Origin of the sequence: Burkholderia sp. AU45251 (assembly GCF_030482905.1) — a bacterium.
In the GTDB taxonomy this organism is placed as follows: domain Bacteria; phylum Pseudomonadota; class Gammaproteobacteria; order Burkholderiales; family Burkholderiaceae; genus Burkholderia; species Burkholderia aenigmatica.
Genome location: NZ_JAUJQH010000003.1, coordinates 152,447 through 166,729 on the forward strand (window position 1 = coordinate 152,447; position 14,283 = coordinate 166,729).

Consider the following 14,283-nt stretch of genomic DNA (forward strand, 5'->3'; position numbering starts at 1 on the left):
CTTCTCTGCGTAAGACCCGCGATTTTAACCGCTGCGCCGGTACCGGGCCGCGTGGGACGTGTAACAAAGTGCGCAAAGCGGCGTGAAGCACGCCGCTTTGTGTTACTTCAGGTAGCCCGCGGAGCCGAACCAGTCGAGCGCATCGCGCAGCCCTTCGCGGTACGGACGCGCACGGTAGCCGAGCTCGCGCTCGGCTTTCGCGGACGTGAAATACATCTTGTTCTTCGACATCCGCAGCCCGTCCACGGTGACGAACGGCTCCTTCTTCGTGAACTTCGCGACCGCTTCGGCGCCGACCGCGAGCGGGTAGAGCGGCCAGCGCGGCAGCGCGATCGTCGGCGGCTTGCGGCCCGTCATCTGCGCGATGTCGGCGAGCATCTGCTGCAGCGGCAGGTTCTCGCCGCCGAGGATGTAGCGCTCGCCGATCCGGCCGCGCTCGAGCGCGAGGAAGTGGCCGTGCGCGACGTCGTCGACGTGCACGAGGTTCAGCCCCGTGTCGACGAACGCGGGAATCTTGCCGAGCGCGGCCTCGACGATGATGCGGCCGGTCGGCGTCGGCTTCACGTCGCGCGGGCCGATCGGCGTCGACGGATTGACGATCACGGCCGGCAGCCCTTCGTCGGCGATCATCCGCTCGACCGCGCGTTCCGCGAGCACCTTGCTGCGCTTGTAGACGCCGATGGCCTGCTCGGCCGTGAGCGGCCGGTTTTCGTCGGACGGATCGCCGGCGCTCGTCACCTTCAGCGTCGCGACGCTGCTCGTGTAGACGATCCGCTCGACGCCTTCCGCGCGTGCCGCGCGCATCGTCGCGACCGCGCCCTCGAGGTTCGCACGCTCGATCTCGTCGGGATCGGGCGCCCACAGCCGGTAGTCGGCCGCGACGTGCAGCAGGTAGCGCACGCCGCGCAGCGCGGCGCGCATCGACGCCTCGTCGCGCATGTCGCCGGTGACGATCTCGGCGTCGAGATCCGCCAGGTTCGTGCGCGGGCTGGTCGAGCGCACGAGCACGCGCACCGCATAGCCTTTCTGCTGCGCAATGCGCGCGACGGCCGAGCCGACGAAACCGGACGCGCCGGTGACGAGAACGAGATCGCGGGAGGTATCAGTCATGCGTTTCCTTCGGGGCCGCGCGCGAGCGGCGCGGCGGTTGAGCATCGGCGAGATTGTACGTGGTCGGCACGCGCGGCGACGCCAGGCCGTGACGGCGGTGAGCCGGCCCCGGCCCGTGTGCGAAGCGGCCGACGCGACTACAATGCCGGGCTTGAATGCAACGGGAGGGCGACGCGATGAGCCGCAATGAACACGACGAACGGATCGAGACCTACTACGTGCGGGTGCGCGGCGTCGTGCAGGGCGTCGGCTTCCGTCATGCGACGGTGCGCGAGGCGCATGCGCTGAAGCTGCGCGGCTGGGTCGCGAATCTCGAGGACGGCACCGTCGAGGCGATGATCCAGGGCCCCGGCGCACAGATCGACCGGATGCTCGCGTGGCTGCGTCACGGGCCGCCGGCCGCGCGCGTGACCGAAGTGACGTTCGAGGAACGTCAGACCGAAAGGCGCTTCGATCGCTTCCAGCAGCAGTAAGAGGCACAGAACGATCATGACGGGGTATCCGGAGGCCGGGCGCGGCCTCATGCTGTCGGTGACGGCGTCGATGCTGTTCGCGCTGATGTCCGCCTACGCCAAACTGCTCGCGCCGCTCACGGGGCTCGACATCTTCGCGTGGCGCGTCTTGTGGACCGCGCCGGGCGCGCTCGCGCTGATTGCGTTGCGCGGCCGCTGGCCGGCGCTCGTCGAGCTCTTTCGGCGCAGCGTGCGCGACTGGCGTTTGCTGATTGCGCTGCCCGTGAGCGCCGCGCTGCTCGGCGTACAGCTGTGGCTGTTCCTGTGGGCGCCGCTGCACGGCCGCATGCTCGAAGTGTCGCTCGGCTATTTCCTGCTGCCGCTGACGATGGTGCTCGTCGGCCGCTTCTACTATCACGAACGGCTCGATCCGCTGCAATGGGCGGCGGTCGCGTGCGCCGCGCTTGGCGTCGCGCACGAAGTGTGGGCGACGCGCGCGTTCGCGTGGCCGACGCTCGTCGTCGCGCTCGGTTATCCGCCTTATTTCGTGCTGCGCCGGCGGATCAACGCCGATTCGCTCGCCGCGTTCGCGGTCGAGATCGCGCTGCTGTGTCCGATCGCGTTCGCGATGGTCGCGACGAGCACGACGCGCGTGGCCGACCATCCGGTGTTGTGGGCCGCGCTGCTGCCGGGGCTCGGCGTGCTCAGCACGCTCGCGCTCGCGAGCTACCTGAAGGCGAGCCGGATGCTGCCGATGGCGCTGTTCGGGATTCTCGGCTACGTCGAGCCCGTGCTGCTCGTCGCGGTGTCGCTGCTGCTGCTGGGCGAGACGCTGAGCGTCGCGAAGCTCGCGACGTACGGGCCGATCTGGGTCGCCGTTGCGCTGACCGCGTGGCACAGCGCCATGCTGATGCGGCGTCTGCCCGCGCACGGCTAAGCGCCGGTCGCGATGCGTGGCGGCGCACGGAACGTGCCGCGCATCGCATGGCCTTCGCGCAGCGGTCGAATTCATCGACGCTGACCGCGAACTGGCGTCGCGCTGACGTGAGTCTGGCGACGCTGCCTGTTTCGTCCCATCGGGCGCGCGCCTGTAATCGAACAGAAGATTCGGTTGCACTTTGTTACTTAGGGTCTCCCCTGATCGGCCATTAGACTGGCCTCACCGACTTCCCTTCGTATGCAGCCTTTCAATGAACGGTCATCTCCGTGCCTGGCCGGCCGGGTTGGCGCGATGCGGGCATACGCGTATCGCGGCCGATCCCGCTCGCCTTCTCCTTCTCGATCCAATCCCCGGTGCGTTCGGCACTGCCGTCGTGCGGGTGCGCTCATGTCGTTGAGCGTGCCGCCCGCCACGGTTCAGCCGTCGCGCAGCGGCCGCCTGATCGAAGTCGATTTCTTCCGCGGCATCGTGCTGTTGATGATCGTCGTCGATCACATCGGCGCGAGCGTGCTGTCGCGCGTCACGCTGCACGCGTTCGCGCTGTGCGACGCGGCCGAGGTCTTCGTCTTTCTCGGCGGCTTCGCGACCGCGAGCGCCTATGGCGCGATCGCCGAGCGGCACGGCGCGCGCGCCGCGCAAAAGCGGTTCGTGCGCCGCGCGATGCAGATCTACCGCGCGTTTCTCGCGACCTCGACGTTGATGCTCGTCGTGTCGGCCGTGCTCGACCACTACGGGATCGATGCGCCGAACCTCGCGCTCGACGACGTCAGCGTGATGCTCGCGTCGCCGCTGACGGGCGCAGCCGAGCTGCTGACGTTCCAGCGCCAGCCCTATCTCGCCTCGGTGCTGCCGATGTACGTGCTGTTCGCGCTCGCGTCGCCGGTGCTCGTGCCGTTCGCGCGCCGGCATCCGTGGCTGCTCGTCGCGTTCAGCGTCGCGTCGTGGATCGCGGCGGGCTGGCTCGGCCCCGAGCTGCTCGATACCGACGGATTCCGCTGGAGTTTCAATCCGTTCGCGTGGCAACTGATGTTCGTCGCCGGCGTGCTCGCGCGCTGCCAGCCGTTCTACCGGCACATCGCGCTGGGGCGCTGGGGCGCGGCCGCGACGGGTGTCGCGTGCGCGGTCGTGCTCGGTTGCGCGAGCTACAAGCTGTTCTCGGGGCTGCCGCTGCCGGAGGGCGTGTTCAAGCGCGATCTCGCGCTGCCGCGCGTCGTGAGCTTCGCGGCCATCGCGTGGCTGATGGCCGATTGCGTGCGCTTCGGCTGGATCGCGCGGATCGCGCAGGGCGTGCGGCCCGTCGTGGCCGTGGGCCAGCGCGGGCTGATCTGCTTCGTCGCGGGCGCGGCGATTTCGCTCGTCATCGATTCGCTGCTGCATCCGGTCGTGCGCAGCGCCGATCTGCGGCATGTCGGCGTGGGCCTCGTGGCCGACGCGTGCGCGCTCGGACTGATGATGGCCGTGGCCGGTTCGGGAACGTGGATCGCGCGGTGGCGCAGCGCGGCCGCGTGAGCGGCACGGGAGGCGGCGCGTGCGGCACGGAATGTGCCGCGCGGCGTCAGTGAGGTGAGCTGATACGGGAGCGGGGAATGGCGGTGGCGTCGTCGGATTCGGCGTCGTCGCGTTCGTCGGGCGCCGGATCGTCGCGTTCCGCGAGTACCGCGTCGGCTTCAGCTGCGGCTCGCGCGGCGCGTATCGCGGTGCAGCGCTGAGCGTGCCGGATGTCCGACAGTATCCTCAAGAGCCGCGTTGTTTTGCTTTTCATTGTCTTCTCCCGCCAGTGCGCATCTCGCGAAGCGGATGCGCTTCCTGCAACCAGTGTAGGACGCGTTCGCGTGCCTGGCGGGAGAATGTGGCGTGCAGGCCGCACGCCGAGGGATAGTACTTACTGCGCGGCGGCGACGCCCTGCGCCTGCAGCGCTTCTTCGCGGCGCTCTTCTGCACAACGCTGGTGCTGGCGCGACAGGCGGTTCATCAGCGGCAGCAGCAGCAGTGCGAGCACCATGCCGATCGCGGCGAGCCAGCCGAGCTTCTCGAACAGCGACAGGTACAGCGGCAGCGATTCGGTGGCCGGCAGTTCGTGCGACGGCATCTGCGCGAAGTTCGCGACGACGCTACCCAGATACTGCGACACGCCCGTTGCGACGAAATACGCACCCATCATGAAGCCGCTCATGCGCGCCGGCACGTAGCGGGCGATCATCGCGAGGCCGAGGCCGCTCACCAGCAGTTCGCCGAGCGAGTAGAGGCCGTAGCCCCACACCATGAACCACGACGACACACGGCCATCGATCGCGTAGCGGCCGCTGATCGTGAACACCAGGTAGCCCGCGGCCACTGCGCCGAAGCCGAGCGCGTACTTCGCGGCGACCGGCAGGTCACGGCCGCCCTTCGCGACGGTGTTGTAGACCCACACGAGCACCGGGCTCAGCAGCATGATCCAGATCGGGTTCAGCGCCTGGAACTGCGCGGCGCTCCACGTGAACAGCGTCGTGCCGAACAGCATGAAGCGCGGATCGACGTTGCGCAGCGCGAACAGCGTCAGCGACGTCGACATCTGCACGTAGAAGATGAAGAACAGGATCACCTGGCCGATCAGCACGAGCGCCGCGATCAGGCCTGCGCGCTCCGAGCGCTCCGACTTCGCGATCATGTACGCGAAGATCGCGAGGATCGCAAAAGCTGCCGTCCACACGCTGGCGACCGCCAGTTGCTTGTGCTGCAGCACGTACAGCGTGATCAGTGCGAGCCCGACGCCGCCGAGCGCGACCGCGCCGAGGCGCTTCCAGCGGATCGGTTCGTCGTCCGGCTTCGAGCCGACATGCGCGAGCGTGCGATGCATCAGCATGAAGTTGAGGATCGCGAACAGCATGCCGCCGCAGCAGACCGCGAACGCGGCGTGCCAGCCCCAGTGATCCTTGATCCACGGCGTCGCGAGCATCGACACCGTCGAGCCGATGTTGACCGCCATGTAGTAGATCGTGAACGCGCTGTCGATGCGCGCGTCGTCGCCTTCATAGATGCGGCGCACGAGGTTCGCCGCGTTGGCCTTGAACAGGCCGTTACCGACGACGATCACGCCGAGCGACGCGTACATGTACGTCAGGTGATCGTTCGGAAACGCGAGCATCAGGTAGCCGGCGCACAGCACGGACGCGCCGATGATCATCGTGCGACGGGCGCCGAGCACCTTGTCGCCGATCCAGCCGCCGATCGACGGTGCCGCATAGACGAGTGCGGTGAACGCACCCCAGGTCAGGTTCGCATGGCTGTCGGTGAAACCGAGCCGGTCGACCATGAAGAGGACCAGGAGCGCGGCCATGCCGTAGTAGCCGAAGCGCTCCCACATTTCGATGAGGAAGACCGTCGTGAACGATCGGGTTTGTGAAACAGGTGGTTGCATCATCAATCTCGGTTGAAACGGACGGCACGGATCGCGCGTCGTCTTGGGGTCGAACTGGAGCCGGTGCACAATGGGCCGGGTAGGCTTCGTGCTGGCGATGGAACAGTCGGGCGGTTAGCCCGGGCCGGGGTCGGACACCGCCTGATGTGGCGGGGAGGGGCCCCGACCGGCGCGCGCATGGTAACGGCTGCCGGTCCGGTGCGTCAGGTATCTGCCACCTAGGGAAACTCCCAATGTGGCAGTAGCTTTCAGGAACATTCGTCTCATCATCTAGTTGTAAGCTTTCGTGCCGGCCCTCCGAAGATTCCCGGAGAGCCGCTTGCAGCTTGCCTGTGAAGCCGGCGAGTCTGGCAAGATAGCGCGTCATTTCGCTCGCTTCGTGTCCCGTTTAGTGCACCGGGCTCAACACCGAAGACGTGAGCGAACCCGAAGACTAAGCTATATCGTTCTAACTTAGTTATTTTCCATCAAACATTTTTTGACGATCACTTTTCGGCCTGCTATGGTTCCCCCCACTGAAAACTCGCGGTCTGCAAACGCTACCGCCGCACTGGGCAGCAAGATTCGCGCGTTGCGTCAACGACTCAAGCGCACGCTCGACGACACCGCTACCGCCGCGGGGATTTCGAAGCCGTTTCTGTCTCAAGTCGAACGCGGGCTCGCGTCGCCGTCGCTGACATCGTTGGCCGGTATCGCACACGCGCTTGGTGTGACGGTGCAGTACTTTGTGGATACGCCGAGTGAAGAACGCTCGGTTTGCCGAGGCGAGCAGCTGCGCTTCTTCGGGTTTGCCGATTCGGCGAACCTGTTCGCGCGGCTGACGAACGTATCCGAAGGGCGCCAGCTGGAGGCGATCCTCGTGAGGATGCCGCCGGGGCAGAAGCGGTCGGAGGTGACGACACATGCAGGAGAGGAGTTCCTGTATGTGATTGAAGGGGAAGTGTCGCTGACGCTGGAAGGCAAGACGTTCGTCCTGCAGGCCGGTGACAGCTCGCACTATCAGTCGACGGTCCCGCACAGCTGGGTCAACACCGCGAAGATCGAGTCGGTGGTGGTCTGGGTCGGTACACCGAGGCTGTTCTAACGCACAGGTATTCCTTCGTTTCGAAGACGGAATACCTGTCGAAAGAAACGTAAGGAATACTAACATGCAATACGAGAATCACGGGCCTCCTCAATCGCTGCACCCGTCAGCGTCTCAAGCGTAATTCGCGGCATCCGCCGCGCAACGCTCACCGAACAACTCTTCTCAAGACTGCCACGATGAAATCCTTGCATGCCATGTCGGCCGTGCTGGCCGCGCTCGCCCTGACGCCTGTCGCCCACGCCGTTACCGTTCCGTCGAACGTCGCGCTCGCTCCTCAACAGGACCTGACGCGCCAGGTGCCCGCCGAAGTCGAGTCGCTCGACCCGGCGCACATCGAGTCGTGGACCGGCAACACGATCGGCCTCGACCTGTTCGAAGGGCTGGCCCGCATCGACGCAGCCGGCCAGGTCGTGCCGGGTGTCGCGCTGTCGTGGGAACGCAAGACGCCGACGACGTGGATCTTCAAGCTTCGCCATGACGCGAAGTGGAGCAACGGCCAGCCGGTGACGGCCGCCGATTTCGTCTATTCGTGGCAGCGCCTCGTCGATCCGAAGACGGGCTCGAAATACACGATCCTCGTCGAGTTCGTGAAGAACTCGAAGGACATCATCGCAGGCAAGGCCGCGCCGTCGACGCTCGGTGTGCGCGCCGTCGATCCGTACACGCTCGAAGTGACGACCGACGCGCCCGTCGCGTTCTTCCCCGAGCTGACCGCGATGGCGCCGCTCGTGCCGGTGAGCAAGGACGCCGTCGCGAAGTTCGGCGACGCGTGGACGCGCCCGGGCAACATGGTCAGCAACGGTGCATACCAGCTCGTCGACTGGCAGCCGAACAACCGCATCGTTGTGACGAAGGACGCCAAGTACTGGAACGCGCCGAAGGTCGTGATCAACAAGGTCACGTACCTGCCGATCGAGAGCGACGAGACCGCGATGCGCATGTACCAGGCGGGTCAGGTCGACTACACGTACACGATTCCGTCGGGCATCTTCCCGCAGGTCAGCAAGCAGTTCGGCAGCGACCTGCGCCCGGGCCTGCAGCTCGCGACGTACTACTACTACCTGAACAACAACGACGCGGCGCTGAAGGACAAGCGCGTCCGCCAGGCGCTGTCGATGGTGATCGATCGCGACGTGCTGACGTCGAAGCTCACGCAGTCGGGCGAGAAGCCGATGTACGGGCTGATGCCGAACGGCACGAAGGGCGTGCAGCCGTTCACGCCGGAATGGGCATCGTGGCCGATGGCCAAGCGCGTTGAGGCCGCGAAGAACCTGCTGAAGCAGGCCGGCTACTCGGACGCGAAGCCGCTTTCGTTCACGCTGACGTACAACACCAACGACCTGCACAAGAAGGTCGCGCTGTTCACCGCGTCGGAATGGCGCACGAAGCTCGGCGTCAACACGAAGCTCGAGAACGTCGAGTTCAAGGTGCTGATGAAGCAGCGGCATGACGGCAAGGTGCAGGTCGCGCGCGACGGCTGGTTCGCCGACTACAACGACGCGATGACGTTCTTCGACCTGCTGCGCTGCGGCAGCTCGCAGAACACGGTCGGCTATTGCAACAAGCAGGCCGACACGCTCGTCGACGAAGGCAACCAGAAGCTCGACGACAAGGCGCGCGCCGCGCTGCTCACGCAGGCGCACGATCTCGCGATGAACGACACGCCGATGGTGCCGCTGTTCCAGTACACGGCCGACCGTCTCGTGAAGTCATACGTCGGCGGCTACTCGCTGAAGAACGTGATCGACATGCGTGCTTCGCAGGACATGTACGTGATCAAGCACTGAGCGGAGCGATCATGCTGGCCTACGCATTGAGGCGCACGTTGTGGGCGGTGCCGACGATCCTCGCGGTCGTCACCGTCTGCTACCTGCTCCTGCATTTCACGCCCGGCGGCCCGTTCGATACGGAGAAGCAGCTGTCCGCGGCCACGCTCGCGAACCTGAACGCGAAGTATCACCTCGACGAGCCGCTGTGGAAGCAGTACCTGCTGTACCTGAACGCGCTGCTGCACGGCGATCTCGGCCCGTCGTTCCGCTACGTCGACTGGTCGGTGAACGATCTCGTGAAGAAGGCGCTGCCCGTGAGCCTCGGCGTGGGCGGCGTGTCGATCCCGATCTCGATCGTGTTCGGCGTGCTGCTCGGCACCGTCGCGGCCGTGCGCCGCGACAGCTTCATCGACCGCTTCGTGATGCTGATCGGCAACTTCGGCAACGTCATCCCGCCGTTCGTGCTCGGTCCCGTCCTCGTGTGGATCTTCGCGATCCTGCTGAAGACGTCGTCCGGCAACGGCTGGCTGCCCGCGGGCGGCTGGGGCGACGGCGGCTGGCAGTACCGGCTGCTGCCGATCGTGCTGCTGACCTTCATCAACATGTCGCTGCTCGCGCGCGTGATGCGCGGCTCGATGATCGAGACACTGTCGAGCAACTACATCCGCACTGCGCGCGCGAAGGGCCTGCCGGGCTCGACGATCGTGCTGCGCCACGCGCTGAAGCCCGCGCTGATGCCGGTCGTGTCGCTGTTCGGCACGGTCTGCATCACGTCGATCACGGCCGCTGTCGTCACCGAATCGGTGTTCGCGCTGCCGGGGCTCGGGCAGCTCGTCGTGAACGGCGCCATCAACCGCGATTACACGCTGGTGCTCGGCCTCGTCGTGCTGACGACCGTTTGCGCGGTGCTGTTCAACCTGCTGGTCGACCTCGCTTATGCGTGGCTCGATCCGCGCATCCGTTATTGAGCGAGGCACAGCGATGACTCCGACTACTCCCGTCGTCGGCCTGCCCGTGCAGACCGACTCGCCGCCGCGTTCGCGCTCGCCGCTCGCGCTTGCGATGGCGCGCTTCCTTCACAACCGCGCGGCCGTGTTCAGCCTCGTGCTGCTTGCGCTTATCACGCTCGCCTGTTTCGTCGGCCCGTGGCTGCTCGCGGCCGATCCTTCGGCAAGCGACTGGGGCTCGATCAGCCTGGCGCCCACCTGGGCGAACCAGCACTGGTTCGGCACCGACGAGCTCGGCCGCGACCTGCTGGTGCGGACGCTGATCGGCGGCCGCGTGTCGATCGAGGTCGGCCTGCTCGGCACGCTCGTGTCGGGCCTGTTCGGCGTCGCATGGGGTGCGACCGCGGGCTTCGCGGGCGGTCGCGTCGACTCCGTGATGATGCGCATCGTCGACATGATGTACGCGATCCCGTACCTGCTGATCGCGATCCTGATGATGACCCTGTTCGGCCGCTCGTTCATGCTGGTCGTGCTGACCATCAGCGCGTTCTCGTGGATCGACATGGCGCGTGTCGTGCGCGGCCAGACGTTGTCGCTGCGCAACCGCGAGTTCGTCGATGCGGCCCGCGCGATCGGCGTGTCGCCGGCATCGATCGTGCTCCGCCACATCGTGCCGAACCTGCTCGGCGTGGTCGTCGTGTACGCGACGGTCTCGGTGCCGGGCATCGTGCTGACCGAATCGGTGCTGTCGTTCCTCGGCCTCGGCGTGCAGGAACCGATGACGAGCTGGGGCGTGCTGATCCAGGACGGCGCGCAGAAACTGGAATCGATGCCGTGGCTGCTGCTGGCCCCGGCGGTCATGCTGTGCGTGACGCTCTACTGCGTGAACTTCGTCGGCGATGGCCTGCGTGACGCGCTCGACCCGAAGGATCGCTGAAATGGCAGCCCTACTTGAAGTAGACAACCTCGGCGTGCGCTTCACGCGCAAGGACGCACCGCCGGTCGACGCCGTGAGCGGCGTGTCGTTCTCGCTCGAAGCTGGCAAGACGCTCGGCATCGTCGGCGAATCGGGTTCGGGCAAGAGCCAGACCGTGATGGCGCTGCTCGGCCTGCTGGCCGGCAACGGCGCGACGACCGGCGCCGCGCGCTATCGCGGCGACAACCTGCTCGAGATGGATGGGCGTGCGCTGAACAAGGTGCGCGGCGACCGGATCGCGATGATCTTCCAGGATCCGATGACGTCGCTCAATCCGTTCCTGACGATCGAGCGGCAGATGACCGAGACGCTGCAGCTGCACCGCAAGCTGTCGCGCAAGGAAGCGACCAAGCGCGCGATCGAGGCGCTCGAATCGGTGCGCATTCCCGACGCGGCGCGCCGCATCCGCATGTATCCGCACGAGTTCTCGGGCGGCATGCGCCAGCGCGTGATGATCGCGATGGCGCTGCTGTCCGAGCCGGAAATCCTGATCGCCGACGAGCCGACCACCGCGCTCGACGTGACCGTGCAGGCACAGATCATCGACCTGCTGCGCGAGCTGAACCGCGAGCGCGGCACGGCGATCGTGCTGATCACGCACGACATGGGCGTGGTCGCGGGCCTCGCCGACGACGTGATGGTCATGTATGCGGGTCGCACCGTCGAATACGCGCCGGCCGAATCGATCTTCGCGGCGCCGTCGCATCCGTACACGATCGGCCTGCTCAACGCGCTGCCGCGCCTGACCGACGCGGACGATGCGCCGCTCGTCGCGATTCCCGGCAATCCGCCGATGCCCGGCACCGCGCCGGCCGGCTGCGCGTTCGCGAAGCGCTGCACGTATGCGGAAGAACGCTGCGGCGCGGCGCGCCCCGCGCTGGAAACCTATGGCGCCGTGGGCGCGGTGCGCGCGTGCCACCGTCCCGTGGCCGATCTGACGGGAGGTCTGCGATGAGCGTCAATGAACGCCGCCATGCCGGCGCGACGGACGACACGCTGCTGTCCGTCGATGGTCTGAAAGTACATTTCCGCGTGCCGCTCGGCGGCTATCCGTGGTCGCCGAAAGGGACGCTGCGTGCCGTCGACGGCGTGTCGTTCGACGTGAAGCGCGGCGAGACGGTCGGGCTCGTCGGCGAATCGGGCTGCGGGAAGTCGACGCTCGCGCGTGCGCTGATCGGCCTCGTGCCGATGACGGCCGGCACGGTGAAATGGCGCGGCGATGCCGTGTCGCCCGATCACCTGCGCGGCACCACGATGCGGCGCGAAGTGCAGATGATCTTCCAGGATCCGCTCGCGTCGCTCGATCCGCGCATGACCATCGAGCAGGTCGTTGCGGAGCCGCTCGTCACGCACCAGGGCGGCCTCGGCCGCACCGAGGTGCGCCGCCGCGTGGTCACGATGCTCGAACGCGTCGGCCTGAACGCGCATCACCTGCTGCGCTATCCCCATGAATTTTCCGGTGGGCAATGCCAGCGCGTCGGCATCGCACGCGCGCTGATCGGCGAGCCGAAGCTCGTGATCTGCGACGAACCCGTATCGGCGCTCGACGTGTCGATCCAGGCGCAGATCGTGAACCTGCTGCGCGACCTGCAGCGCGAACTGTCGTTGTCCTATCTGTTCGTTGCACACGATCTGGCGGTGGTGAAGGCCATCAGCCAGCGCGTGCTCGTGATGTATCTCGGCCGCGTGATGGAGTTCGGCACGCGGCATGACGTGTACGGCGTGCCGCAGCACCCGTACACGAAGGCGCTGCTTGATGCGGCGCCGACGCCGGAGCCGGCGCGCGAGCGTGCTCGCCGTCCGATGCTGCTGGCGGGCGAGATGCCCTCGCCGCTCAACCCGCCGTCCGGCTGCGCGTTCCGCACGCGCTGCCCGGTCGCGATCGATGCGTGCGCGCAGGACGTGCCGCTGCCGGAAGTTCGGCAGGGGTCGGCCGCGCGTGTCGCGTGCATCCGCGCGGGTGTGGCGTGAGCTGAAGTGACGCAGAAAACATAACCAAGGCTGGTCAACAGGGGTAGGTGCGGCGCGAACGATCTTCGCGCCGCGGGTACAGGCGCGTCCTTAGCCGGGCACGCCGGGGGGCCGGGAGCGGATCGCAACCGGCGTGGACGATATCAACACAAGACGAGAATTACGATGAAAAAACAGAAGACGATCGGGACGGCATCGAAAATGCTGCTTGCATGGGGGCTGCCGGCACTCGCCGGTGTCTCGCTGACGGGCGTCGCGCACGCCGACGACGCGGCCCCCGCACCGCTGACGGTCGCACAGGCCGCACCGGGCACGACCGTTGCACAGGCAACGACCCCGAACGCCATTGTCAACGCCGAAGCGAACCAGGCCGTCACGCCGCCCGACGAGCCGTCGGCCCAGTCGCAGTCGAAGGGCTTCATTGCCGACAGCCATCTCAACTTCCTGTTCCGCAACTACGCGGACGTGCTCGATGCCAAGGGCGGGCCGCATCGCCACGCATGGGTCCAGGGCGCGATGGCGAACTTCGAGTCGGGCTATACGACGGGCCTGATCGGTATCGGTTTCGACGCGTCGCTGTATGCGGCGCTGAAGCTCGACGGCGGCCAGGGCGCCGGCAGCATGGTGCACATCGCGAAGGGCGGCGGTGGCGGCAACCAGCTCGCATGGGCTTATCCCGGCATCTACGACGTAAAGGCGCGCATCTCGAACACGGTGGTCAAGTACGGTCTGCAGGCCGTCGACAACCCGTTCATGGAGCAGCACGACAACCGTGCGCTGCCGCCGACGTTCCTCGGTGCGACTCTCGTCAGCAATGAATTCAAGAACGTGATGCTCGAGGCCGGCAGCTTCACGAAGACCGATGCACGCGGTCACACGACGCTCACCAACCTGACGACGCAATACGGCGGCACGCGCATCAATCGCCTGTCGTATGTCGGCGGCACGTGGGATTACTCGCCGAACGGCGAAGTCGCGCTGTACGCGAACCAGGCCGACGACGTGTGGCACCAGTACTACGCGTCGGTGAAGCACAGCATCGGCAGCCCGCAGACGATCAAGTGGACGGGCTTCGGTAACGTCTACTCGACGCACGACACGGGCGATGCGCTGCAAGGCAAGATCAACAACAACGCATACAGCCTGTCGCTGGCCGCGCAGCATGGCCCGCACGAGCTGCTGCTCGGCTTCCAGCAGGTGCTCGGCGACCAGTTCTTCGACTACCTGAACGAAACGAACGGCATCTTCCTGACCAACTCGATGGACGTCGACTACAACGCGCCGCACGAAAAGTCGCTGCAGCTGCGTTACACGTTCTACGGCAAGGAAGCGGGCCTGCCGGGCTTCAAGGCGATGGTCTGGGGCGTGACGGGCTGGGGTGCGGACGGCAGCGCGGGTGCGGCGAACGACCCGAGCAAGTCGAGCATCTACTGGAGCAACGGCGCGCCGGTGCAGGGCCGTCACCACGAGTTCGGCTTCATCCCGTCGTACACGTTCCAGAGCGGCAAGCTGAAGGACACGAAGGTCACGTTCATCGCGATGTGGCACGCCGGTTCGTCGCACTACTCGGACGCGACGAACACCGAGTACCGTCTGGTCGTGAACCTGCCGCTGCACGCGTTCTGATCGAA

At 66.4% G+C, this 14,283-nt stretch carries 13 protein-coding genes; 10 read left to right on the forward strand and 3 right to left on the reverse strand.

The genetic code is table 11. The features are described from left to right. Positions 1-102: 102 nt before the first annotated feature. Complete coding sequence (gene hpnA, locus QZM67_RS10380) at positions 103-1,110, reverse strand: hopanoid-associated sugar epimerase (protein ID WP_043181217.1); 1,008 nt, start codon at positions 1,108-1,110, stop codon at positions 103-105. A gap of 176 nt (positions 1,111-1,286) precedes the next feature. Here hpnA and QZM67_RS10385 point away from each other — a divergent pair, with 176 nt between their 5' ends. The 3 genes from QZM67_RS10385 (at position 1,287) to QZM67_RS10395 (ending at position 4,011) form a co-directional block, all read left to right on the forward strand. Next, positions 1,287-1,583: an acylphosphatase gene (locus QZM67_RS10385; RefSeq protein ID WP_043181215.1), complete on the forward strand. Its 297-nt coding sequence runs from the start codon at positions 1,287-1,289 to the stop codon at positions 1,581-1,583. A gap of 16 nt (positions 1,584-1,599) precedes the next feature. Further along, positions 1,600-2,499, forward strand: coding sequence for an EamA family transporter RarD (gene rarD / locus QZM67_RS10390; RefSeq protein WP_301802485.1), 900 nt, complete (start codon positions 1,600-1,602; stop codon positions 2,497-2,499). 390 nt (positions 2,500-2,889) lie between these two features. Further along, positions 2,890-4,011 (forward strand): OpgC domain-containing protein, encoded by a 1,122-nt coding sequence (locus tag QZM67_RS10395; RefSeq protein ID WP_301802490.1) that lies wholly within the window; start codon positions 2,890-2,892, stop codon positions 4,009-4,011. 46 nt (positions 4,012-4,057) lie between these two features. Here the strand turns inward: QZM67_RS10395 and QZM67_RS10400 are convergent, their stop codons facing one another. Next, entirely contained in the window at positions 4,058-4,264 is a 207-nt protein-coding gene (locus tag QZM67_RS10400) for a hypothetical protein (protein WP_301802493.1), read from the reverse strand. Positions 4,265-4,384: 120 nt separating this feature from the next. Then, positions 4,385-5,905 (reverse strand): peptide MFS transporter, encoded by a 1,521-nt coding sequence (locus QZM67_RS10405; RefSeq protein ID WP_175024895.1) that lies wholly within the window; start codon positions 5,903-5,905, stop codon positions 4,385-4,387. A 499-nt stretch (positions 5,906-6,404) separates the two neighbouring features. Here QZM67_RS10405 and QZM67_RS10410 point away from each other — a divergent pair, with 499 nt between their 5' ends. The 7 genes from QZM67_RS10410 to QZM67_RS10440 all read left to right on the forward strand — a co-directional run bounded on the left by QZM67_RS10410 (position 6,405) and on the right by QZM67_RS10440 (position 14,278). Next, a complete protein-coding gene (locus QZM67_RS10410) occupies positions 6,405-6,986 on the forward strand; it encodes a cupin domain-containing protein (protein ID WP_011353729.1) in 582 nt (193 codons plus the stop codon). A 179-nt stretch (positions 6,987-7,165) separates the two neighbouring features. Further along, on the forward strand, positions 7,166-8,776 hold the full coding sequence (locus QZM67_RS10415) for a peptide ABC transporter substrate-binding protein (RefSeq protein WP_175024894.1): 1,611 nt from the start codon (positions 7,166-7,168) through the stop codon (positions 8,774-8,776). An 11-nt stretch (positions 8,777-8,787) separates the two neighbouring features. Beyond that, positions 8,788-9,726, forward strand: coding sequence for an ABC transporter permease subunit (locus QZM67_RS10420; RefSeq protein ID WP_043181204.1), 939 nt, complete (start codon positions 8,788-8,790; stop codon positions 9,724-9,726). Positions 9,727-9,739: 13 nt separating this feature from the next. Then, positions 9,740-10,642: an ABC transporter permease gene (locus QZM67_RS10425; protein ID WP_043181202.1), complete on the forward strand. Its 903-nt coding sequence runs from the start codon at positions 9,740-9,742 to the stop codon at positions 10,640-10,642. A 1-nt stretch (position 10,643) separates the two neighbouring features. Continuing rightward, entirely contained in the window at positions 10,644-11,636 is a 993-nt protein-coding gene (locus QZM67_RS10430; protein ID WP_043181200.1) for an ABC transporter ATP-binding protein, read from the forward strand. Beyond that, positions 11,633-12,652 (forward strand): ABC transporter ATP-binding protein, encoded by a 1,020-nt coding sequence (locus tag QZM67_RS10435; protein WP_175024892.1) that lies wholly within the window; start codon positions 11,633-11,635, stop codon positions 12,650-12,652. Before QZM67_RS10430 ends, QZM67_RS10435 begins: the two co-directional genes overlap by 4 nt. A gap of 165 nt (positions 12,653-12,817) precedes the next feature. Next, positions 12,818-14,278 (forward strand): OprD family porin, encoded by a 1,461-nt coding sequence (locus QZM67_RS10440; RefSeq protein WP_043181196.1) that lies wholly within the window; start codon positions 12,818-12,820, stop codon positions 14,276-14,278. Positions 14,279-14,283 lie beyond the last annotated feature (5 nt).